At 53.2% G+C, this 19,662-nt stretch carries 27 protein-coding genes; 26 read left to right on the top strand and 1 reads right to left on the bottom strand.

The annotated features are described in order from the left end of the window. Window positions 1-48 precede the first annotated feature (48 nt). Window positions 49-195, bottom strand: a complete 147-nt coding sequence (locus SK35_RS27155; RefSeq protein ID WP_419763458.1) for a hypothetical protein — start codon at window positions 193-195, stop codon at window positions 49-51. Here SK35_RS27155 and lysC point away from each other — a divergent pair. The 26 genes from lysC (at window position 194) to SK35_RS16040 (ending at window position 19,617) form a co-directional block, all read left to right on the top strand. Next, window positions 194-538, top strand: coding sequence for an Rz1-like lysis system protein LysC (lysC, locus tag SK35_RS26900; RefSeq protein ID WP_422110805.1), 345 nt, complete (start codon window positions 194-196; stop codon window positions 536-538). The genes SK35_RS27155 and lysC overlap by 2 nt on opposite strands. After that, entirely contained in the window at window positions 519-704 is a 186-nt protein-coding gene (locus tag SK35_RS16160) for a hypothetical protein (protein WP_048214541.1), read from the top strand. The genes lysC and SK35_RS16160 overlap by 20 nt, the downstream gene beginning before the upstream one ends. 61 nt (window positions 705-765) lie before the next feature. Next, window positions 766-1,770 (top strand): tyrosine-type recombinase/integrase, encoded by a 1,005-nt coding sequence (locus tag SK35_RS16155; RefSeq protein ID WP_048214540.1) that lies wholly within the window; start codon window positions 766-768, stop codon window positions 1,768-1,770. 244 nt (window positions 1,771-2,014) lie between these two features. Next, on the top strand, window positions 2,015-2,617 hold the full coding sequence (locus SK35_RS16150) for a hypothetical protein (RefSeq protein WP_048214539.1): 603 nt from the start codon (window positions 2,015-2,017) through the stop codon (window positions 2,615-2,617). Window positions 2,618-2,815: 198 nt separating this feature from the next. After that, window positions 2,816-4,432, top strand: a complete 1,617-nt coding sequence (locus SK35_RS16145) for a hypothetical protein (protein WP_048214538.1) — start codon at window positions 2,816-2,818, stop codon at window positions 4,430-4,432. 1 nt (window position 4,433) lies between these two features. Next, window positions 4,434-5,903, top strand: coding sequence for a DUF1073 domain-containing protein (locus tag SK35_RS16140; RefSeq protein WP_048214537.1), 1,470 nt, complete (start codon window positions 4,434-4,436; stop codon window positions 5,901-5,903). Window positions 5,904-5,973: 70 nt separating this feature from the next. Then, on the top strand, window positions 5,974-6,507 hold the full coding sequence (locus SK35_RS16135; RefSeq protein ID WP_048214536.1) for a phage head morphogenesis protein: 534 nt from the start codon (window positions 5,974-5,976) through the stop codon (window positions 6,505-6,507). A gap of 261 nt (window positions 6,508-6,768) precedes the next feature. Continuing rightward, entirely contained in the window at window positions 6,769-8,034 is a 1,266-nt protein-coding gene (locus SK35_RS16130; protein ID WP_048214535.1) for a DUF2213 domain-containing protein, read from the top strand. 11 nt (window positions 8,035-8,045) lie between these two features. Further along, on the top strand, window positions 8,046-8,549 hold the full coding sequence (locus SK35_RS16125; protein WP_016247460.1) for a structural cement protein Gp24: 504 nt from the start codon (window positions 8,046-8,048) through the stop codon (window positions 8,547-8,549). Window positions 8,550-8,560: 11 nt separating this feature from the next. Beyond that, window positions 8,561-9,508: a DUF2184 domain-containing protein gene (locus tag SK35_RS16120; RefSeq protein WP_016247459.1), complete on the top strand. Its 948-nt coding sequence runs from the start codon at window positions 8,561-8,563 to the stop codon at window positions 9,506-9,508. A gap of 45 nt (window positions 9,509-9,553) precedes the next feature. Continuing rightward, complete coding sequence (locus SK35_RS16115; protein WP_048214534.1) at window positions 9,554-9,964, top strand: STY1053 family phage-associated protein; 411 nt, start codon at window positions 9,554-9,556, stop codon at window positions 9,962-9,964. After that, window positions 9,936-10,346: a DUF4054 domain-containing protein gene (locus SK35_RS16110; RefSeq protein ID WP_048214533.1), complete on the top strand. Its 411-nt coding sequence runs from the start codon at window positions 9,936-9,938 to the stop codon at window positions 10,344-10,346. The genes SK35_RS16115 and SK35_RS16110 overlap by 29 nt, the downstream gene beginning before the upstream one ends. Continuing rightward, on the top strand, window positions 10,343-10,849 hold the full coding sequence (locus SK35_RS16105) for a hypothetical protein (RefSeq protein ID WP_023344728.1): 507 nt from the start codon (window positions 10,343-10,345) through the stop codon (window positions 10,847-10,849). The genes SK35_RS16110 and SK35_RS16105 overlap by 4 nt, the downstream gene beginning before the upstream one ends. Continuing rightward, window positions 10,849-11,253 carry a hypothetical protein gene (locus SK35_RS16100; protein WP_048214532.1) on the top strand — a complete coding sequence of 135 codons (405 nt, stop codon included), beginning with the start codon at window positions 10,849-10,851 and terminating at the stop codon, window positions 11,251-11,253. Before SK35_RS16105 ends, SK35_RS16100 begins: the two co-directional genes overlap by 1 nt. Then, the gene (locus tag SK35_RS16095; RefSeq protein ID WP_048214531.1) at window positions 11,246-11,791 is read left to right on the top strand and encodes a phage neck terminator protein; all 546 of its coding nucleotides are present in this window, start codon (window positions 11,246-11,248) and stop codon (window positions 11,789-11,791) included. The genes SK35_RS16100 and SK35_RS16095 overlap by 8 nt, the downstream gene beginning before the upstream one ends. 3 nt (window positions 11,792-11,794) lie before the next feature. Continuing rightward, entirely contained in the window at window positions 11,795-12,940 is a 1,146-nt protein-coding gene (locus tag SK35_RS16090) for a DUF3383 family protein (protein ID WP_048214530.1), read from the top strand. An 11-nt stretch (window positions 12,941-12,951) separates the two neighbouring features. Then, the gene (locus tag SK35_RS16085; RefSeq protein ID WP_000257260.1) at window positions 12,952-13,392 is read left to right on the top strand and encodes a DUF3277 family protein; all 441 of its coding nucleotides are present in this window, start codon (window positions 12,952-12,954) and stop codon (window positions 13,390-13,392) included. Window positions 13,393-13,395: 3 nt separating this feature from the next. After that, window positions 13,396-13,848 (top strand): phage tail assembly chaperone, encoded by a 453-nt coding sequence (locus SK35_RS16080; RefSeq protein WP_048214529.1) that lies wholly within the window; start codon window positions 13,396-13,398, stop codon window positions 13,846-13,848. A gap of 23 nt (window positions 13,849-13,871) precedes the next feature. Continuing rightward, window positions 13,872-14,036, top strand: a complete 165-nt coding sequence (locus tag SK35_RS16075; RefSeq protein WP_023229521.1) for a DUF6889 family protein — start codon at window positions 13,872-13,874, stop codon at window positions 14,034-14,036. Continuing rightward, window positions 14,026-16,008, top strand: a complete 1,983-nt coding sequence (locus SK35_RS16070) for a lytic transglycosylase (RefSeq protein ID WP_048214528.1) — start codon at window positions 14,026-14,028, stop codon at window positions 16,006-16,008. The genes SK35_RS16075 and SK35_RS16070 overlap by 11 nt, the downstream gene beginning before the upstream one ends. Then, window positions 16,008-16,583, top strand: a complete 576-nt coding sequence (locus SK35_RS16065) for a phage baseplate protein (protein WP_048214527.1) — start codon at window positions 16,008-16,010, stop codon at window positions 16,581-16,583. The genes SK35_RS16070 and SK35_RS16065 overlap by 1 nt, the downstream gene beginning before the upstream one ends. Beyond that, entirely contained in the window at window positions 16,583-16,885 is a 303-nt protein-coding gene (locus tag SK35_RS16060; protein WP_048214526.1) for a phage baseplate plug family protein, read from the top strand. Before SK35_RS16065 ends, SK35_RS16060 begins: the two co-directional genes overlap by 1 nt. A 2-nt stretch (window positions 16,886-16,887) precedes the next feature. Beyond that, a complete protein-coding gene (locus tag SK35_RS16055) occupies window positions 16,888-17,952 on the top strand; it encodes a hypothetical protein (RefSeq protein WP_048214525.1) in 1,065 nt (354 codons plus the stop codon). A gap of 2 nt (window positions 17,953-17,954) precedes the next feature. After that, a complete protein-coding gene (locus SK35_RS16050) occupies window positions 17,955-18,308 on the top strand; it encodes a hypothetical protein (protein ID WP_048214524.1) in 354 nt (117 codons plus the stop codon). 149 nt (window positions 18,309-18,457) lie between these two features. After that, window positions 18,458-19,189 carry a hypothetical protein gene (locus SK35_RS16045; protein WP_048214523.1) on the top strand — a complete coding sequence of 244 codons (732 nt, stop codon included), beginning with the start codon at window positions 18,458-18,460 and terminating at the stop codon, window positions 19,187-19,189. Next, window positions 19,189-19,617 carry a hypothetical protein gene (locus tag SK35_RS16040; RefSeq protein ID WP_048214522.1) on the top strand — a complete coding sequence of 143 codons (429 nt, stop codon included), beginning with the start codon at window positions 19,189-19,191 and terminating at the stop codon, window positions 19,615-19,617. Before SK35_RS16045 ends, SK35_RS16040 begins: the two co-directional genes overlap by 1 nt. Window positions 19,618-19,662: the final 45 nt, after the last annotated feature.

Raw genomic sequence — 19,662 nt, 5'->3', positions numbered from 1 at the left:
GTGCTCATAGTGACGTTTATCGCCTGTATTGCAGGCGGTCTTGTCTGGTCAGCGGATCACTACCATGGAAAATTTCTGGAGGAACAGCGTCGCGCTGACGATGCAGAACAGCGTGCTGATTCCTCTGAGACCATCACCGCGAATGTCCTGCGCACCGTAGCAATAACGAACATCATTCTGGAGACAAACCAACATGCCAAGCAGCAGATCGCACTGGAGTCACAGAGAGCCGAGAACGATATCAAAGCTGCTGTTGCGGATGATGATTGTGCTGTTCGTGTTGTGCCTGCTGGCGCAGTTAAGCGGATGCACGAATACGCGAACGGTCTACGTACCGGTTCCGGTAGTTCCGTTACCAGCCAGCCTGACGGCTGAAACACCCCAGCCAGATTTACCCGACCCGTTTACGTGGGGAGCAAGTCTTAACCTGAATGTCGCGTTGATGTCAGCGCTGGCGCAGTGCAACAGGGATAAGGCTGATATCAGGACTTTCGAGAACAACAGGGCAGGACAAACCGATGGCACGATTAAACGTTGAAGTTATCCCACCAGACGGCGAGGCGCTGAACGGGATTTTTGCAGAGATTGAGCGCAAATATGCGCGTCAGCCGCTGACGCCAAAAGTAATTGATGAAATGCAACGCGAAGCGACGCGCCTTGTACGGCGAATGATAACCACAAAGGTTACGTTCGTCCGGGACTGACATTACAGAAGCCCTTCAATGAGGGGCTTCGATAATGTTTTTTGAGTGAGGATTGTTCAATATGGCTTCGATAAAAGAATCCACTGATGCCAATGGACAATCAAAATATTACGTCCACTGGAAGGATGAAAAATCCGGTCATGGACGCCGCCGTATCTTTAAGAATATTGATGATGCCGCACATCTTTTCTGGCAAAAACAGAATATCGAGCTGGATTGTCGAACTGCCAGCTGGACAGGAATAGACCATTCCTGGACTTTCCGAAAGTTAATTCTGTTTTATCTGGGGTATCAGGCCGGCAAGCTGGAAAAAAATATCATACGGCTGTCGTCATATACAAAATGCCGTCACGATCTTCTCGCTGTAGACGGGCCCATACTGGAAAAAAATATACTCCATATCAGCCATCGCGATATCGTTGATTCGGTTCGCACCGGCTGCCATCGCTGGATTCGTTCGGCGTTCTTCCTGCTGGTGGAAAAACGGCTCATCACTTTTAACCCTGTTGACCGTCCCGCGCGCCGGAAGCGTCGACCCATCACCATACCGCCATCATCATCGGTCAGGGAGCTACTGAATAACGCGCCAGTTCGTGAGCGTATCGCGTGCTGGCTCGGGATTTGTGGCCTGCGCATCGGTGAGGCTCTAGCGGTTACTTATAACGACGTGTCAGCCGACTGGATCGACATCCGAGGGCATGTTGTTGACGGCGTTATACATGAGGGGCTGAAAAGAGGCGTGGAGCGCCGGGTACGGATGCCGCGTGAGCTTTTCGCGTTGCTGGATAAAAATAAGCTTGGTTCCTCTGAGCCTCTTATCTGCAATCAGTTTACCGGCGCATGCCTCGCTACCAGCTACGGCACTCAGGGAGTTCTCGTCAGAACCCTGAACGACTATGGCATTAAGCGATTCCATCATCTTCGCCACTTTGCTGTATCTCGCCTGGCAAACAAAGGCGTCGATATTCTGAAGGTTTCCCGACTTATTGGGCATTCGAACATCAAAACCACAATGGACGTTTACGGTCACCTTTTCGGTGAAGTGGTGGAGATGGATTTGGACTGAGTTATCCACATAGTGGAAATATTAGGGCGATCCACTATCTCCCCATTCTGCGCGGCCTCCGGGCATCAAATCGCAGTTTTCCCGAAAAAAAGGATATGCCGCATTTTTACCCCCTCTGATATGCCGCACTTGGCACCAGAGAGGACGCGGTCTGCAAGCCAGAATTTGCCGCGTGATACGCCGCACCCGGATCGGCAAAATTGGATTTTGAACAAAAAATAATCACATTGACTTAGGCGGAAGTATGGCTCCTAAAAAAAGCTTCAGAAAAGCCTACGTCGGTATCGTTATGGACATGGCATTAGCCCGTAGCAAAATCAGCAATCGGATGGTTGCTCAGCGCTTAGGTGTGGACGAGACGACGATCCGTCGCTGGCGTAAAGAGAATATCGAGTTTGAGCGCGCTTTCACTGAGGCTCGCGAAGCTCTCAGAGAGAAAATAAACCGCGTCGCCGGTAAGAGCCTGGACGTTCGTAAACGGAAGGTTGTCACCACATCGCCGGATGGTGTGAAAACCACGATTGAAGATGTGCTGCCCACGCACAACGATATTGCTGTTTTTTCAAAAGTGCTCGGTCTTGGTACCAGCGTCTATAGCGAGGAAGAACGTCAGCGTGATGTGCTTCGCGAGGTGATGAAACACAAGGTGGCCGGGAAATACTCCGCGCTGGAGGCGGCGCAGCTACTTGAGGCTGAGGGGATTAAGGTTCCGCCTACTCTGCTTATGGAGCTGGGAGCACCGAAAATTTTCGAATCGTTCACCAATATGGACGAGGCTGCCAAAGCCGAAGCGGCGAACCTGACCCCGCAGGAAGCGGCAGATATCTACAAAAAATACATGGGCTGAAAAATGCAAAAACAGGCGTTTCGAACTAAAAAAACGCTATGCACTTTTTGACCCGTTTTATGCACGTTTTATTCATCCCAATTTGACCACTTTTCTGTTCAAAACAGAGGCTTCACGCCGTTTGCGTGATGGGTGCTGTTGCGCCAGTGCGGGTAACGACCATTATGTTAAATCGGGGCGTTTTTGAGGAATTTTTCTGTGCCGATCCCGTTCCCCTTTGACTTCCGCAAACCGGACTATACCGCCGTGTTTGAGTGGAGAATGGAGAGGCTGGAGCGGATCAGGAAAGCGCCTGAAATGCTTCCGGCACTCCGTGAGTTTTATCGCACTAACCCAGCCCAGTTCATCATCGACTGGGGCATGACGACGGACCCGCGTAACCTCGATTATGGCCTGCCTGCCACCATCCCGTTTTTGCTGTTCCCCCGCCAGGAGGAATGGATTAACTGGATCATGGACAGGCGCGCCAGTCTTGAGCATGGACTGACAGAAAAAAGCCGCGAAATGGGGCTGAGCTGGACCTCTATCGGTCTGGCCTGTTCGCTTTGCCTGTTCAACAAAGAAATGGTGATCGGGTTCGGTTCCCGTAAAGAGGAATATGTCGACAGTACCGGCGACCCGAAAGCACTGTTCTGGAAAGCGCGTAAGTTTGTCGAGCTGCTGCCGGTAGAGTTTCGCGGTTCATGGAGTGACAAAAAACATGCGCCTTACATGCGCGTGGAGTTCCCGGAAACGGGAGCGGTCATTAAGGGCGAGGCTGGCGATAACATTGGCCGTGGTGACCGTACCACGCTTTATTTCGTGGATGAGTCGGCATTCCTCAAACGGCCATTACTCATCGATGCTGCGCTCTCTCAGACGACCCGCTGCCGTATAGACCTCTCATCCGTCAACGGCATGAATAACCCGTTTGCCCGTAAGCGGCACAGCGGAAATATCCCGGTGTTTACGTTCCACTGGCGCAGCGACCCGCGCAAGGATGATGAGTGGTACCGCAACGAATGTCTGAAAATTGATGATCCGATTATCGTTGCTCAGGAACTGGACCTGAACTACAGCGCATCCACAGAGGGGATTCTAATTCCTTCTGAATGGGTACAGGCTGCCGTCGACGCGCATATCAAACTGGGTATTCAGCCCAGCGGCCAGCGCCTCGGCGCAATGGATATTGCAGACGAAGGGAAAGACAAAAACGGCTTTTCTTGCCGCTATGGCTTCCTTCTGCAGAACGTTCACGAATGGTCTGGCATTGGCAGCGACATCTACGCTTCTGTCGTTAAATCGTTTGGGTACTGTGACGATTACGGTCTGGATGAGTTCCGTTTCGATGAGGACGGTCTGGGCGCCGGTGCGCGTGGAGATGCTCGCGTGATAAACGAGCTCAGGCAGGCTGAAGGCCGGGGAACAATCACAGCTACGCCATTCCGTGGTAGCGGTAGCGTATTCGATCCGGAAGATGAAGCCGTTCCAGGCGATAACGGTAAAGCGGCACGCCTGAATAAAGACTTCTTCGCGAACGCGAAAGCACAGAGCTGGTGGCATCTTCGCAAGCTGTTTCGTAACACCTTCCGTGCGCTGAACGGGATGGAATACAACCCCGACGAAATCATTTCGATAAGCAGCGAGATAGAAAATATTGACCGCCTGCTGATGGAGCTTTCACAGCCTACGTGGTCGAAAAACGCCGTGGGTAAAATCATCGTGGATAAACAGCCGGAAGGTACAAAATCTCCGAACCTCGCCGACGCCGTGATGATTAACTACGCGCCGATGGATTCCTCTCTTGATAATTGGGCCAAACTGGCCGGAGCGTGACATGTCCCGTAAGAAACGCCAGAACGGCGCACAAAAGCCCGTTGCGACAGCTGACGGGTACAACAATTTCACGGCCAAACTTGGTAGCGACACCAGAAACATACAGACGGGCGGAATGTACATGCCCGGGTACATCAGCCGTAACAGGGTGATGCTGGAGTTTGCGTATCGTTCATCGTTCCTCGTGGGGTCCGGTGTGGATGCTATGGCCGATGATATGACCCGCAAGGGCATTAACATCAGCTCAAAGCTGAAACCCGGCCAAAAGGGCAAGCTCGAAACCTTCTGGGATGAGCTCGCTATATGGGATGGGCTTAACGATAACCTCAAATGGTCACGATTGTACGGTGGCGCGGTGCTGGTGGTTCTGCTTGAAGGGCAGGATATGTCCTCCCCGCTAAAACTGGATCGTATCAAAGAGGGGCAGTTTAAGGGCGTGATGAGCCTTGACCGCTGGATGGTTAACCCGAGTTATTACGATCTCGTTACCGATTACGGTCCCGATTTTGGGAAACCGAAATATTACAAGGTAATCACTAACCAGCAGGGGATTCCCCCCTGGAAGATCCACCATAGCCGCGTTATCCGCATGGAGGGCGATACGCTTCCTTTCCAGCAGGCCCAGACGGAAAACGGCTGGGGGATGTCTGTTGTGGAGCGTATTTTCGAGCGTATCGAGGCGTTTGATACTGCGACGGTCGGCACCACACAGCTGATCCACAAAGCGCACCTGCGGACCTATAGCATTGAAGACCTGCGCAAGATTCTTGCTACCGGAGGCGACCTTGAAAAGGCGCTGATGAAGCACCTGGACATGATACGTCAGTTCCAGACCATCGAAGGCATGACCATCATGGATGGTAAGGATAAGTTCGAAACCCACAGCTATACGTTTGCGGGTATCGCTGATGTCCTTCTGCGCTTTGCTGAGCAGGTTTCCGGCGCGACGGGAATTCCTCTCGTCCGTCTGTTCGGGCAGTCCCCTGCAGGGTTCAACACCGGCGACGGCGATCTGGAAAACTACTACAGCCGGGTTAACTCGCTGCAGGAGAGACGCTTACGCCGCCATATCCGTTGGCTGCTCGATATCTCCTGGCGTTCTCTGTTCGGTGAACCACTACCTGACGATTTTACTTTTGAGTTTAACAAGCTCTGGGAGATGTCAGACGTGGACCGCGCAACGATGGCGAACAATGTGGTTACTGCACTCGGTACCGCCGTTCGTGACCTTGGGATGCCACCTGCAGCAGCGCTTAACGACCTCAGGAACATTTCTGATGTGATTGGCATCGGTGGTTCTATCACTGACGAGGACATAGAAGATGCGAAGGCCCAGTGGGAGGAGGATGAACCTGAAACCATCCCTCCGCCGCCGTTCGGAGATCCAGTATCGAAAAAGCCTGTTGGCGATAGCAAACCAGATAGGGCAGATCGTCGATGGTACCTACGATGGTTCACAGGCCAGCGCTGACAGCATTTCGAAAACGCTGGTGGACTATTCCGAGGTAATCAGCGACTGGGCAGAGCAGGTCGGGCGAAGGATGTTTGCCCAGGTCGAGCAGGAGGAATGGAATCAGTGGAAATCGGTATCAGAGGAAATCGGCGCTGGCCTGCGCGATGTGGTGGGTAATACCCCCGTCGGGCAGGTGGCGCAGGATATCGTGTACCGCCAGATTCAGCTGATGAAGTCCCTGCCGCTGGAAGCAGCCGATCGCGTGATGGACATACAACAGCGCGCGATGCAGGCGGTTATCACTGGTGAACGTCCGGACGAGCTCTACGAGATGATCATGGCCTCCGGTGACGTGGCCGCCAGCAGGGCGCAGCTGATTGCCCGTACAGAGATTGGACGAGCTACCGGCGCGCTGACACAGGCCAGAGCCCTTTCGGTTGGATCAGAGGGCTACTGGTGGCGTATCGAGGGGGCCGGAACGCGCAATTCTCACCGCAAGATGAAAGATAAATTTGTGCGCTGGGATAACCCGCCGACGCTGGACGGTATGACCGGACACGCCGGATGTTTGCCGAACTGCAAATGCTGGCCTGAAGTACAGATTCCTGCACCGAGAAAATGAAAAATACGGCTTTGAGCATTCATTTCATGCGAACTGCAATACCCGCGAAATGTTATGAAAATGTTGTATTCGAAAAGACCGATTTTCAGCCCAGTTAATCGCTACTTTTACGGCTTTAAGGGGACATTTTAATCGAGTCCATTTTCGTCGGTGCGGGTAAGAACCCTTATGTTAAATAGCCCGTTATTTTGAACATTTTTCCCATCTCACAAGGTCGCCACTGAGCGGCCTTTTTGTTGCCCGTAATCGAGCAGGTAACCCATGAAATATTTCTTCACTACACGCCTGGGCGAAACGCGTTATCTGCAGGCGGATGGCTCACTGCTGTGTAAAGACGTACCGATCGCACGTACAGGAACGCAGGTCTACTTACCCGAAGAAATCGACCTCGAGCCTGACGCCAGCGGCACAGTGACGGTCTGGCGAACGGAAGATGAAGTGTTTTCCCCGGAAACGATGGCGAGCTTTGAGGGCGTGGCCGTCACGCTGGGGCATCCAGAGGATAGTCTGGGCAACATCGTATTCGTTAACCCATCTAACTTTGCTGAGCTGGCGCACGGACATATTCAGAACGTCCGACGCGGCACCGGCGATAAATCGGATCTGCTCATTGCTGACGTGCTGATTAAACGGCAGGAAGCAATCGACGCGGTGAATTCTGGCCTGACCGATGTCAGTTGCGGCTATGACGCGCAGTACAAGCAACTGGCACCCGGCAAGGGCAAGCAATACCAAATCACAGGTAACCACCTCGCTGTCGGTATTGACCGGGGGCGTGCTGGTGGCCGCTGTGCAATCGGGGATTCCATCCCATCAACAACAAAGGAGAAGCCTGTAATGTCATGGCTTAAAAAACTGGCTCAGGCCATTAAGACGAAAGATGAGGATGCACTGGCAAAACTCATCGATGAAGCGCCGGATATGCCGTCTGATGGCATGGCTTCAATCCCCGGTGTAACTATCAACATGAATGCTCCAGCGCAGTCTACCGCGCTCCCTGAGGCGAATCGCTCCACTACGGACGAAGGCGATCCGAATAAAGAGAAAACTGGTGATGAAGAAATTCCTGACTGGGCGAAAGCGTTGCTGGTTCGTCTGGAAAAGCTGGAGGGTAAAACCACCGATGGCGATCCGGACCTGGGCAACATGACCACCGACGAAGACGAAGAAGAAAACCGCAAAGTGACGGGTGATGCAGCCTTTAAGCGAAACCTGATCGCCGATGCGGAAATTATCTGTCCTGGCTTCCAGCCTGCCAGCGATAAGAGCCTTAAACGTCAGGTGCTGAATCACGCAATGCGCACCGGCGACAGCCTGAAATCGTTCGGCGTGGATGATTTCTACAAAGCGCCAAAGGCCACGGTCGACGCGGTGTTTACTGCCGCTGTGGCGCTGCATAAGGCGAAAAATCAGCTGACCCCGCTGAACAACATTACCCGCACCACGGACAGCGGAATCAGCACTAAGCACCTTTCCCCGGCAGAACTGAACAAGGTCAACGCCGAATTCTGGGCAAAAAACAAATAAGGTAAATCATCATGGCAGGTACTGCATATTTAACGCGCATGCCCCTGGGCATTGCCGGGGGCGTTACCCGTCCTCGTGATCTCACCATCGAGCCGGTTAGCCTGGACCACACGAAGCAGTTCGCGTCCTACGGGCTGGTTGGTAAATACGTGAACGATAAATTCGTTCCGCTGGAATCTGGCGACACCATCAGCAAAGTGAAAGGGATTCTGGTTCGACCGTTCCCGATTACCTCTGCTCTGGACCTTGCTTACATCGGTGTGACGGCTAATCAGGTTGGTGACAACCTGAAACGTGGTTACATCTGCGTAACTGCTACCGCAGGCAACGCGGCGACCGCGAAAAAAGGCGATCCGGTTTACGTTCGCGTGGCTGGTGGCACCACTCAAAGCCCGGTTGGCTCCTTTGTGCTGTCTCCAGACTCTACCGCATCAAATACACCTCAGCTGCCAAATGCAGAGGTCATGGGGCCAGGTGAAGCCGACGGCCGTATTGAAATCGCTTATAACATCTGAGGGAATAATTAATGTTTACAATTGACAGAGCGACCATCGACTCCACCGGCGCGTTTCTCGTCGGCGAACTGGAGCGCATGGATCAGACGCTGAACATGCCTTTAGTGTCCTACAAATGGTCACGCGACATGCCGCTGCGCAGCGACATTTCTATCGCTGATGAAGTGTCATCCTTCACTAATACCGATTTCGTGGGTGTTGGTGGTCCAAACCCTAACGGTAAAAACTGGATCGGCAAAAAAGCTACTGCCATTCCTGGTATCGAACTCGATATTCAGCCTACCCGTAACAACCTCACCTTGTGGGGGCAGGAAATCAGCTGGACGGTGCCGGAACTGGCTTCTGCCCAGAAACTGGGCCGTCCGGTTGATGTCCAGAAATACGAAGGCATGAAACTGAAGTGGAACATGGACACCGACGAACAGGTTTATATCGGTGATAACGAGCTCGGCGTTGCTGGCCTGCTGAACCTGCCGGATGTTACTCCTGTTGCTGCAGCTGCAGCGTGGACCGCAACCACCGATCCGGATGTGATTGTTCAGGATATCAACCTGGTACTGTCTGATGGCTGGGTTCGTTCTGGTTATGCGGTCTGCCCGGCGAAAATCGGTCTGGCGCCGGAGCTGTTCGGCCTGCTGGCGAGCAAAAAGGTTTCCTCTGCAGGGAATATCTCTGTGCTGGAATACGTGAAGATTAACACCATCGCGTTCCAGGAAAACGGTACACCACTGGAGATCGTCTCCATGAAGTGGGCCTCCAAGCGTGGCGCTGGTGGCGCGCATCGTATCGTTGCTTACACCCAGGACGAAAAATATGTTCGCTTCCCAATGGTTCCTCTGCTGAACACTCCGCTGGAGTATCGCGGCCTGCAGCAGTTGACTACTTACTACGGCAAGCTGGGCCAGGTGGAAACCCCGTATTCCAATACGATCTCTTACCTGGACGTTCCGGCGTCTTAACCTGAAACAGGCGGGGAAACCCGCCTTTTTTTATGGAGCAAAAACATGAAATACGTTGTTTCCGGTGGCGCGACTCTCAGCTTTTCCGACGGTTCTAAATTTGAGCTGTCTCCGGGCATTCACGACAGTTCCTCTTTCCCGAAAGAAGTTAAGGACCACTGGGCCTTTAAAGCCTATGCGCGCCCGATTGACGAAGCCGACCTGGCGAACGAGCAGAGCAATGAAGACCTTTCCGCGAGCCTTGTTCTCCTGGCAGAAGAAAATAATACCCTGAAAGCGCAGCTGGCTGAACATGAAAAAACCATCACCGCGCTGGGGAATGAAAACACAGACCTGAAAGGGCAACTGGCAGCCGCTCAGGCACCAGCAGGCGGTAAACCTGCCGACAGCACGGACAAAACCGATAACACCGGCGGGGACGCGAAAAATGCCAAAAAACAGCAGGCTTCCGACTAACGATCAGTTCCGCACAGACTTTCCCGAGTTCGCCGATAAAACCCGCTACCCTGACCCCTCAGTGAATTTCTATCTGGGGCAGGCTGATTCACTCCTGAATCAGGACGTGCAGGGCGATCAGTTCGTCTACCTTGCTGAACTATTCACGGCTCACTATACGGAGCTGCGCGGCCGCACGCTGGCCGCCGCTGCCGCTGGTGGTGTGAACAGCAACGGCGCAGCAGGTGTCGTGTCCTCTAAGTCCGTGGATAAGGTTTCAGTGGGTTATGACGTGTCCGGGGTAATCAATCCGGATGCTGGTTTCTGGAACAGCACCGCCTACGGGCGCGAGTTCTACTGGTGGTGGTCGATGTTCGGCGCTGGTGGCAGGCAACTGCTATGAAAAGCGGGTTAACGGTTCGTGCTGATAACGCCGTGGCTGTTCTGGAATCCCTCCGCCAGTTATCCGGAATGGATGTGCTGGTGGGAATACCTGAGGACAAGGCAGGGCGTGAGGATGGCTCTCCGATTAATAACGCGGAACTGGGCTACCTCCACTCGACGGGCGCAACGGTGGAAATCGACGGTACAACGGTCACGCTTCCCCCGCGTCCTTTTCTGGATATGGGGATCGAGGATTCAAAACCTCGAACAACTGCGCACCTCAAAGCAGCGGCAACCGCCGCGCTGGAGGGGCAGACTGAAGCAGCAGTGCGTGAGCTGGAGAGCGCCGGACAGATTGCTCGTGACGCTGCAAAAGCCGTTATCGGTGCTGGTGACCGGTTGCACCCACTTTCTGAGAAAACCCTCGAACGCAGAAGGGCCGAGGGCATTCCCGGCGAAAAGCCGCTGTATGCCCACGGATACCTGTTGCGCTCAATTAACTACGTCGTGAGGAAAAAATAATGCCTCTTCTCGATGTGAGCGATGTTCTCCTCGATCCCGACTTCATGGACACCAGTCTGGTGTGTCACCGGCAAATTCAGACGGTGGATGAGGACAATTTCACGAAAAACACAGCTCAGGATATCCCATTCTCTGGCGTGGTAACGGTTGATCGTTCTCTGGAAGCCAGGCGAATGGAGGCAGGCCAGAACATCAGCGGTGCGATCCTCATCGTGACGCAGTTCAGGTTAACTCAGGGCCAGCCCGGTACAGACAGCACCCCGCGACTTGATGCCGATATCGTGACCTATAACGGACGCGACTATCGCGTGACGTTCGTCGACCCGTACACCAGTTACGGCGCCGGATTCGTCCAGGCACATTGTGAGTTGGTGGATTTTAACGGAGGGACGCCAGTTGAGTAACGACAGCACCGTGCGCGGGTATCTGACGCCTGTCGGGGATAGCCCACAGTATGACGAGGCGCTGGAGCGAGAAATTAGCCGGTGGATTCGTGGTGTTTCTGGCCTGCAGGCCTCTCTGGTTTTCCCCCGATGGACTGACCCGCAGCCGCAGATCCCAAACAACGGGGTGACGTGGTGCGCCTTCGGTATCACTACCGTTCCCCAGCCGTTAAGCCAGTCTGATGTTCAGGTTTCAGAAGAACAGTCCGAGCAATGGACATGGGAACAGGTAACGGTGATTTGCTGCTTCTATGGCCCTCTGGGGGCCAACACTGCATCAACTTTCCGCGCGGGGATATTCGTCGAGCAAAACAACGCCGAACTGAATCGCTCGGGACTTTCGCTGGTGGAGGCCGGGACTATCTACAACCTGCCAGAGCTCATTAATAACCAGTGGGTGAGGCGCTACGACCTCACCATCACGTTGTCCCGCAAAAACATTCGTACCTACAACGTCCGGACGCTGCAAGATGCGCCCGTCTCATTTTTCGGAGACTAAATTATGCCGCAGGGATTACCTGTATCTAACGTCGTTAATGTCGACGTGATCATTGGGCCGCGTGCGGCTACTGGTCGAAACTTTGGTTCACTGCTCATTCTCGGGAGTTCAACGGTTATCCCGGTTTCTGAGCGTATTCGCCTCTACTCATCCCCGGAAGACATCGGCACTGATTTCGGCGTTGATAGCCCGGAATATGAAGCCGCTACGGTGTATTTCTCGCAATCACCGAAACCTCAGCAAGTGTATGTCGGTCGCTGGGCTAAAACGCTGGTATCAGCTGAAAGTGGTTCGGCGGAAACGTTGCTGCAGGCGGTGAACGCCGTTCTGAATTACACGAACTGGTACGGTCTGGCCGTGGCTGACGATGAAGATATCGACGATGCCGACTGGCTGAGCGTGGCCGCCGCGATCGAGGCCTCCAGTCTCAGCCGAATTCTGGCAATTACAACGGCAGATCCTGAGACGGTAAACGCGACCTCCACTACCGACCTGGCTTATAAGCTGAAGGCGGCAAAATACGCTCGCACGTTTGTGCAGTATTCCACCAGCAGCAAGTACGCCGCACTGTCTGCATTTGGTCGCGCGTTCACGGTGAATTTCAATGGCAGCAACACCACCATTACCCTGAAATTCAAGCAGGAGCCGGGGATCACCTATGAAACCCTGACCACCAATCAGGCGGCGGCGCTGGATGCCAAAAACTGCAACGTATTTGTGTACTACCAGAACGATACGGCCATCCTGCAGCAGGGCGTAATGTCCAGCGGTGATTTCTTCGATGAGCGCCACGGGCTCGACTGGTTGCAGAACTACGTTCAGACCAACCTGTATAACCTGCTCTACACCAGCGCAACCAAAGTCCCACAGACTGATGCGGGTGTTACGCGCCTCCTTTCTAACGTTGAGAAATCAATGGATCAGTCTGTCAAGAACGGGCTGGTGGCTGCTGGCGTATGGAACGGTGGCCCGATTGGGCAGCTGGATTCCGGCGATACGCTGACAAAAGGGTATTACGTCTACGCGCAGCCGATTTCCGAGCAGGCGCAGGCAGACCGTGAAGCACGTAAGGCACCGGTTATTCAGGTGGCCTGTAAGCTGGCGGGGGCGGTTCATTTCGCTGATGTGCAGATCAACGTCGTTCGCTAAGGAGAACATGAATGGCTACTTATTCTTTTATGGACGTCACGGCGTCCCTCTCCGGCCCGACCGGCGAGATTGATCTGGGCTACGGTTCCGCCAGTTCAGAGGAGGGGATCACCGTTGCAATGGGCGGACCCAAAAACACCATGACCATCGGTGCTGACGGCGAAGTGATGCACAGCCTGCACGCAGATAAAAGCGGCACGGTAACCGTCAACCTTCTTAAGACCTCGCCGACAAACAAAAAACTGTCGCTGGCGTACAACGCGCAGAGTCAGTCCTCAGGAACCTGGGGAAACAACGTCATTGTGATCCGAAACAAGGTGAGCGGAGACATCATCACGGCGCGCAGCGTGGCGTTCCAGAAACAGCCGGATAACGCCAACGCTAAGGCCGGAAATACGATGCCCTGGGTGTTTGACTGCGGCAAAATCGACCAGGTACTCGGAGAGTTTTAACAGATGGAATGCTCAATCAAAGGCCACGATTACCGCGTGGCAAAACTCAGCGTTTTTGACCAGCTGAAAGTGACCCGTAAGTTGCTGCCTGTGCTGGCGGGCATGATGTCAGATTTCGGGAGCATTCGCTCCCTGCTGCCTGCCGACGGCAAAATCGACACCGTAAAATTCGATCAGTTGAAACCGGTGTTTGAAACCATGCTTCCGCGTATCGCTGAGGAACTGTCTTCCCTGACTGAAGAAGACACCAACGCGATTATTCATCCTTGCCTTGCTGTTGTGTCACGTAAGCACATGGACGGATGGACGCCAGTATTTAACAGCGGGCAGTTGATGTTCGACGATATCGACCTGTTGACCATGCTCCAGCTGGTGGCGCGGGTGGTCGCCGATTCGCTGGGAAATTTTTTGCCCGTGAACCCTACCAGCGCGACGCCGGACCAGCCTCAGGGCTAACCCTCAACAGTCTGCCTGACGGGTTGTCCTATCTCCTTGACCCGGTTGATGCCGGGTTAATCCCTTATTACGCGCTGAAGGATGGATCAGTCGATCTGTGCGATATCGCGCTGATGAATGACCATCTGGCCGTTAAGGCTGACAACCAGCGCCGTATTGAGAAATGGAGAGAGGATAATGAACGCTGAGACTATTAAAGATTTCCTCGTATCGCTCGGCTTCGATATCGACGAGGCAGGCGCGGCTAAATTTGATTCAGTCCTTGCAGGTACGACCGCAAATGCCATCAAAATGGGGCTGGCCGTCGAGGGGGCCGCGCTTTCTGTGGTGGCCTACACGGCGAAAATTGCCTCCGGTCTGGATAACCTCTACTGGGCGTCACAACGTACTGGTGCGACCGTTCAGGGTATTCAGTCGATTGGTTACGCTGTTTCTCAGATGGGCGGCAGCGTGGACGCAGCACGCGGCTCACTGGAAAGCCTCTCCCGATTTGTACGTAACAATCCCGGTGCGGAAGGTTTTCTGAACCGTCTTGGCGTACAGACGAGAGACGCCAGCGGGAACATGCGCGATATGGCCGCCATTTTTACGGGTGTCGGTCAGAAGCTCAGCAGCATGCCGTATTACCGGGCTAACCAGTATGCGCAGATGCTGGGTATTGATGAAAATACCCTCATGGCGATGCGCCGTGGTGTGGGCGGTTTCTCCGGACAATACAGCGCGATGGCGAAGGCTATCGGTTTCAATGCTGATGAGGCGGCCAGAAGCTCCAACAAATTCATGACCTCCCTGCGCGAGTTCGGCGCGATGGCTGGCATGGCCCGCGACAAAATCGGCTCTAACCTTGCTGGTGGTCTGGCGGGTTCGCTGGATACCCTGCGCCGTCACATACTGGATAACTTCCCGCGTATTGAGCAAACGCTGACGAAAGCCATAAAAGGCATTCTGGCGCTCGGGGATATTATCGGGCGGCTGTTCTTCCGACTTATCGAAGGTGCATCAGACCTTATCACCTGGTGGCAATCGTTGGACAAGCAGACGCGTAAGCTGATCTCGTTGTTTGGCGCGTTGACGATAGCGCTGCGTATTCTGAACAGTACGTTCTGGATGTCGCCGATTGGCCTGATTACCGCGCTGGCGGCGGGTATTGCTCTCCTGTGGGAGGATTACAAGACCTGGAAGGAAGGCGGTCAGAGCCTGATTGACTGGGGGAAATGGAAACCTGAAGTTGACGCCGCGCTGAAGATGGTTCGTGACCTGAAAGCGACCGTTAACGACCTGGCGAAAGCACTGGCGAAGTTGCTCAATATTGACCCCAAATCATGGTCCCTGAAGTGGGATTTCAGTAACTTCATCGACCAGATGGGCGAGTTCAGCAAAATGCTGAATATGATCGCCGACCTGCTTAACGCCATCAAAGATGGTCGCTGGGCTGATGCCGCCAGCATCGGCAAACAGTTGCTTAATCAGGGAAGTGATAAGGCGTCAGCAATGCCAATGGTGACCGACAGCGCCAACGGTACCGCCGACTGGATTAAAGAGCACTGGGGATTCGATCCTCGCAGCGTGGGCCGAACGGTGCGCGGCTGGTTTGGAGATAATGAACCAGATCAGATAGGACAGGCTGCAAAGCGGGGCGAGCGCAATAATAACCCCGGAAACCTGAATTTTGCAGGTCAGGCAGGGGCTGAACTTGAGCGCCCCGGTGGCAGGTTTGCCCGATTCGAAACCGCCTTTGATGGTTTGCGCGCGCTTTCGCGCCAGCTGATGCTGTATGCCGGGAGAGGGATTAACAGTGTGGAGAAAATTATATCTACATGGGCTCCCGCATCAGATAACAACAATACCGCTGCCTATATTCAGGCGGTTTCTCAGCGGCTGGGGGTAGATCCTCGCGTTGCCCTGAATATGAAAGATCCACAAACTATGTCTGCATTAATGAGCAGCATTATTCATCATGAAAATGGGCGAAACATCTATTCGAGGGAATTAATCGGGAAGGCTGCCGTCGCAGGAATTGGCGGTGCTCAGGTTAGCCAGAAGAACACTTATCACATCTACGGTGGTGGTGATCCGCGTTCTGTTGGTACTGAGGTCGAGCGTCGGCAGCAGTCGGCAAATGCCCAGGTTATGCGCGGCAATCAAACGAAGGTGGGCTAATGGATATTCTCTCTACGCTCTTTCAGCAGCAGAGTCGGAAAATAGGGATGATTGTCCCCAGTGTGGTTGTTTCTGAGAAGCATACCGACACGCTGGAGATAACAGAGCACCCTGTCGAGGTCGGGGCCGCCATCGCTGACCATGCCTACAAAAAACCGTCTGAAGTGGTGATGGAGGTCGGTTTCGCTGGTGGCGGAGCGTTGCTGGATTTTGCCAGTAATCTGACGGCTACCAGCCTGCTCGGGCTGAGTCCCCAGCAGACGTATCAGGAGATACTCGACCTGCAGGCTAGCCGTATTCCTTTCGATGTGGTGACCGGCAAACGGCTGTATAGCAACATGCTGATCCGCGCGCTGGAAGTGACGACAGACAAGACGACGGAAAATGTTCTGTCTGCTGTCCTCACTCTGAGGGAAGTCATTATCTCGCAGACTCAGCAAATCACCGTTGCGGATAAAACCAACATGAAAGACGGGGCCAGCACGTCGGCGGTGCTGAATACCGGCAACAAAACCACAAAGCCGCCAAATACCTCTTTATTGCAAAGTGGTGCGGCATTACTAGGGCTCGGCTAATGGCAATTCAGGAAATACCACTTACAGCGGACAACCAGCAGTTCAGCATCGTCCTGGGCGGTGTCACCTGGCGGATTAGCATCATATGGCGCGATCTGTACTGGATTATGGACCTGAAGAACGACAGAGGGGAGCCGGTAATCTCCGGTATTCCTCTCGTCACGGGTGCTGACCTGCTGGCGCAGTACGGCTATATGGGGCTAGGCTTTAAGCTGGTGGTGGTCTGCGATGACAGCACACAGGATTATCCGACGAAAACCGACCTGGGCGGCCGCAGTCATTTACTGGTATCAACGGAGTAAATATGTCACAGAACTGGATGAGACATTTCGAGCTGCAGCTCGTGGACGAGAACGGGCAGGGGATTGAGCTCAGCGATTTTAAAGTGACCTTTACTATCGACTGGTTCAACATCAGCAGCGCGTCACGCGTGGGAACGTTCAAAATCTACAACCTCTCGGCAGATACAGTGAACCGCATCACCGGGCAGGAGTTTTCGAAAGTGCGGCTGATTGCCGGTTACGACGGTATCGCGCCGGAGGTATCGGCCAGCGACGTCGGTACCGTGTGGGAAGTCGACGCGGCGGACGTGGGCCAGAGTGATGGCCGGAACTACGGACTGATTTTCAGCGGTGAAATTCGCTACTCGGTCACCGGTAAAGACAGTCCTATTGATTCCTACGTACTGATTCAGGCAGCCGATACGGATCTGGCTTTTGCCACCAGCATAACATCGCAGACGCTGGCTGCCGGTTACACGGTCGCAGACGTGAACCGCGCGCTGATGAAAGACTTCGAGGCAAAAGGCGCGACCGAAGGCCTGACGCCTGAAATGCCAGCTACCGTATTCCCCCGGGGCCGGGTGCTGTTCGGCATGACACGGCATCTTATGGATAACGTGGCCGGACAATGTGGCGCAACATGGCAGTTCGTGGACGGTCAGCGCCAGATGGTGGCGAATAACGAATATGTTCACGACGCGATTGTGCTCAACAGCGCCACCGGGCTTATCGGCATGCCGCAGCAGACTATCGGCAACGGTGTAAACGTCCGTGCGCTGATTAATCCGAACATACGGGTTAACGGGCTTATTCAGCTGGATCAGGCTTCCGTGTACCGCACCGCGCTGTCGAACAATGATATCGCTATGGCTGGTGGGCAGATCACCGATCAGAACACGGACGGAAATATCACGCTCAGCGGCACCACGGCGCAGCCTGCCAGTATCGCAACGGATGGCGTTTATATTGTGCGCGGGATTATGTACACTGGCGATACAAGGGGCCAGGCGTGGTACATGGATATGATGTGCGAAGCGCGTGGCGCGGCGGACCTCCGTTCGTCGTCGTCTTTACAGCGGGAAGGATAAGAATGAAAAAGTTGATTGTTATCGGACTCTGTTTCCTGCCTGGGTTAGCTTTTGCTGCAAATCCCGGCGGCATCACATTGCAATGTGGTGGTTACAAATTGGAGTTGGTTCCTGACTCATTGTTCAGGATTAATGGTGAGACTGTTACCTCCCAGAAAATCAAAACTCTCGGTAATGGAAACGGTATGAAGGCAGACATGGGGCTTATGCCTGCCAAAGACGGTAACAACTACGGCTTTGAATATATTCGCCGACCGGGTACCGAAACGCGCTTCCTGAACGTCCAGCTGCTGCAGAACAGTATGGACGCGCCGAAAATCATCGGTTCTTTCCCGTGTAAAAAAGTCGCTGGGTGAAGAGAACCTGAACGCTGTCTCATCTGAAAAACAACAAAACGTGCTCTAAAAACTGTCGTTTTTTGAGACTAGCGATTACACTGCTCTAACTTTTTGATGGTGAATTGCCATCGATATGCTCCCCCATAAAAGCCAGGAATAACTAAAACATGAGCTTAGCGCAGCCAAAATCAGGAGAACTGTTAGATCTTCTGACTCCTTCATTAACTAAGGGTGAAAACCTTCTGAGTGAGTTTGAAGTCCATCGAATCATTCGTGAAGCGAAGAAAATCCCTGAACGTTATCAGGGGCTATCAATTGAGGGCTTAGCTAAGCTTGTTCTTGGTGAAATAGAAGAGGGATGTTCACTCTGTGAGCAGGGTTTGAGAATTGTGCCTAACGATCCAGTTTCTTTCTGTAACTATACGATAGCGCTGCGTAACTTGGGTTTGCACGCTCGTCAGTACGCGATGATTCAGAATGCGGCCAACTCACTTAACCCAACGATATTGGCTGAAGTTGCTACAATTTCTGCATATTGGGCTGATATCGATTTGCTTGAAAAGGTGATGCCGATGCTGACTGCTATGGAAGTGCCTCGCCCTGAAGATATGACAAAGTGGTATGACACACTTGATTACCTGCATACCCATCAGGAGCATGCTCAGGATCTTAAAAAAATAGGGCAGCTTATGCTGAACGTATCTGATAAGTATCGTGTTCGCTTGGCTGGCGCCCATGCTTTTTATGTAATGTCTGAGCTTGATACATTGTTTGTTGAAGTCAAAACAGACGATCCAGCGCTCCTATCGCAGATGAACAATGACCTTGCTGATGAGATTATCATGGCTGGTCTTGCGGATTCTGAATGTGTCGGATGTTTTGAGGCGGGGGAACTTTAATGTCGGTTGAGCATACTTGTTTCCTTGAACTGGCGAAGCATTCCCTGACTCTAAACGGTGAAATGTGGACAAGAAACGCTATTAGCCGAGCATATTATGGCATGTACCATTCCGCCTTAAGGATCACCAATAATCTTGTACCGACTGCTACAGAAGATGGTGAAAAATTAAAAGGTGGAGTTCACATGCGAGTCTATACCGTCTTTTGTAGCGGTGAGGCAGCAGCACTGAACGACGTTGATGTTAACGCAGTAAAAAAAATCGGTGTCAAACTGAAAATGACGCATGCGCAACGTGTTAATTCTGATTACAAGCTTGAACGAAAGGTTAATCGAATTACAGCGATAAGCGCGATTCAGGACGCAGAAGAAGTAGATACAATCGTTAATCAACTTTTGAAGGTCGGCGGCGATTCGTTAATCGCATAAGCTGCAATTCCTCATAAATCAAACCCGCCACCCGGCGGGTTTTTT

This window comes from Citrobacter sp. MGH105 (assembly GCF_001037485.2).
Lineage (GTDB): Bacteria > Pseudomonadota > Gammaproteobacteria > Enterobacterales > Enterobacteriaceae > Citrobacter > Citrobacter portucalensis.
The sequence above is the reverse complement of the archived record's forward strand: the minus strand, read 5'-3'. Positions and strand labels throughout refer to the sequence as shown.

Coding starts and splice junctions, on each gene's coding strand:
- SK35_RS16040 (WP_048214522.1), top strand. CDS start 19,189: ATGTCGGTTGAGCATACTTGTTTCCTTGAACTGGCGAAGCATTCCCTG.
- SK35_RS16100 (WP_048214532.1), top strand. CDS start 10,849: ATGCCTCTTCTCGATGTGAGCGATGTTCTCCTCGATCCCGACTTCATG.
- SK35_RS16060 (WP_048214526.1), top strand. CDS start 16,583: ATGGCAATTCAGGAAATACCACTTACAGCGGACAACCAGCAGTTCAGC.
- SK35_RS16115 (WP_048214534.1), top strand. CDS start 9,554: ATGAAATACGTTGTTTCCGGTGGCGCGACTCTCAGCTTTTCCGACGGT.
- SK35_RS16155 (WP_048214540.1), top strand. CDS start 766: ATGGCTTCGATAAAAGAATCCACTGATGCCAATGGACAATCAAAATAT.
- SK35_RS16085 (WP_000257260.1), top strand. CDS start 12,952: ATGGCTACTTATTCTTTTATGGACGTCACGGCGTCCCTCTCCGGCCCG.
- SK35_RS16110 (WP_048214533.1), top strand. CDS start 9,936: ATGCCAAAAAACAGCAGGCTTCCGACTAACGATCAGTTCCGCACAGAC.
- SK35_RS16140 (WP_048214537.1), top strand. CDS start 4,434: ATGTCCCGTAAGAAACGCCAGAACGGCGCACAAAAGCCCGTTGCGACA.
- lysC (WP_422110805.1), top strand. CDS start 194: ATGCCAAGCAGCAGATCGCACTGGAGTCACAGAGAGCCGAGAACGATA.
- SK35_RS16120 (WP_016247459.1), top strand. CDS start 8,561: ATGTTTACAATTGACAGAGCGACCATCGACTCCACCGGCGCGTTTCTC.
- SK35_RS16135 (WP_048214536.1), top strand. CDS start 5,974: ATGTTTGCCCAGGTCGAGCAGGAGGAATGGAATCAGTGGAAATCGGTA.
- SK35_RS27155 (WP_419763458.1), bottom strand. CDS start 195: ATGTTGGTTTGTCTCCAGAATGATGTTCGTTATTGCTACGGTGCGCAG.
- SK35_RS16080 (WP_048214529.1), top strand. CDS start 13,396: ATGGAATGCTCAATCAAAGGCCACGATTACCGCGTGGCAAAACTCAGC.
- SK35_RS16160 (WP_048214541.1), top strand. CDS start 519: ATGGCACGATTAAACGTTGAAGTTATCCCACCAGACGGCGAGGCGCTG.
- SK35_RS16065 (WP_048214527.1), top strand. CDS start 16,008: ATGGATATTCTCTCTACGCTCTTTCAGCAGCAGAGTCGGAAAATAGGG.
- SK35_RS16125 (WP_016247460.1), top strand. CDS start 8,046: ATGGCAGGTACTGCATATTTAACGCGCATGCCCCTGGGCATTGCCGGG.
- SK35_RS16150 (WP_048214539.1), top strand. CDS start 2,015: ATGGCTCCTAAAAAAAGCTTCAGAAAAGCCTACGTCGGTATCGTTATG.
- SK35_RS16130 (WP_048214535.1), top strand. CDS start 6,769: ATGAAATATTTCTTCACTACACGCCTGGGCGAAACGCGTTATCTGCAG.
- SK35_RS16055 (WP_048214525.1), top strand. CDS start 16,888: ATGTCACAGAACTGGATGAGACATTTCGAGCTGCAGCTCGTGGACGAG.
- SK35_RS16070 (WP_048214528.1), top strand. CDS start 14,026: ATGAACGCTGAGACTATTAAAGATTTCCTCGTATCGCTCGGCTTCGAT.
- SK35_RS16090 (WP_048214530.1), top strand. CDS start 11,795: ATGCCGCAGGGATTACCTGTATCTAACGTCGTTAATGTCGACGTGATC.
- SK35_RS16045 (WP_048214523.1), top strand. CDS start 18,458: ATGAGCTTAGCGCAGCCAAAATCAGGAGAACTGTTAGATCTTCTGACT.
- SK35_RS16105 (WP_023344728.1), top strand. CDS start 10,343: ATGAAAAGCGGGTTAACGGTTCGTGCTGATAACGCCGTGGCTGTTCTG.
- SK35_RS16050 (WP_048214524.1), top strand. CDS start 17,955: ATGAAAAAGTTGATTGTTATCGGACTCTGTTTCCTGCCTGGGTTAGCT.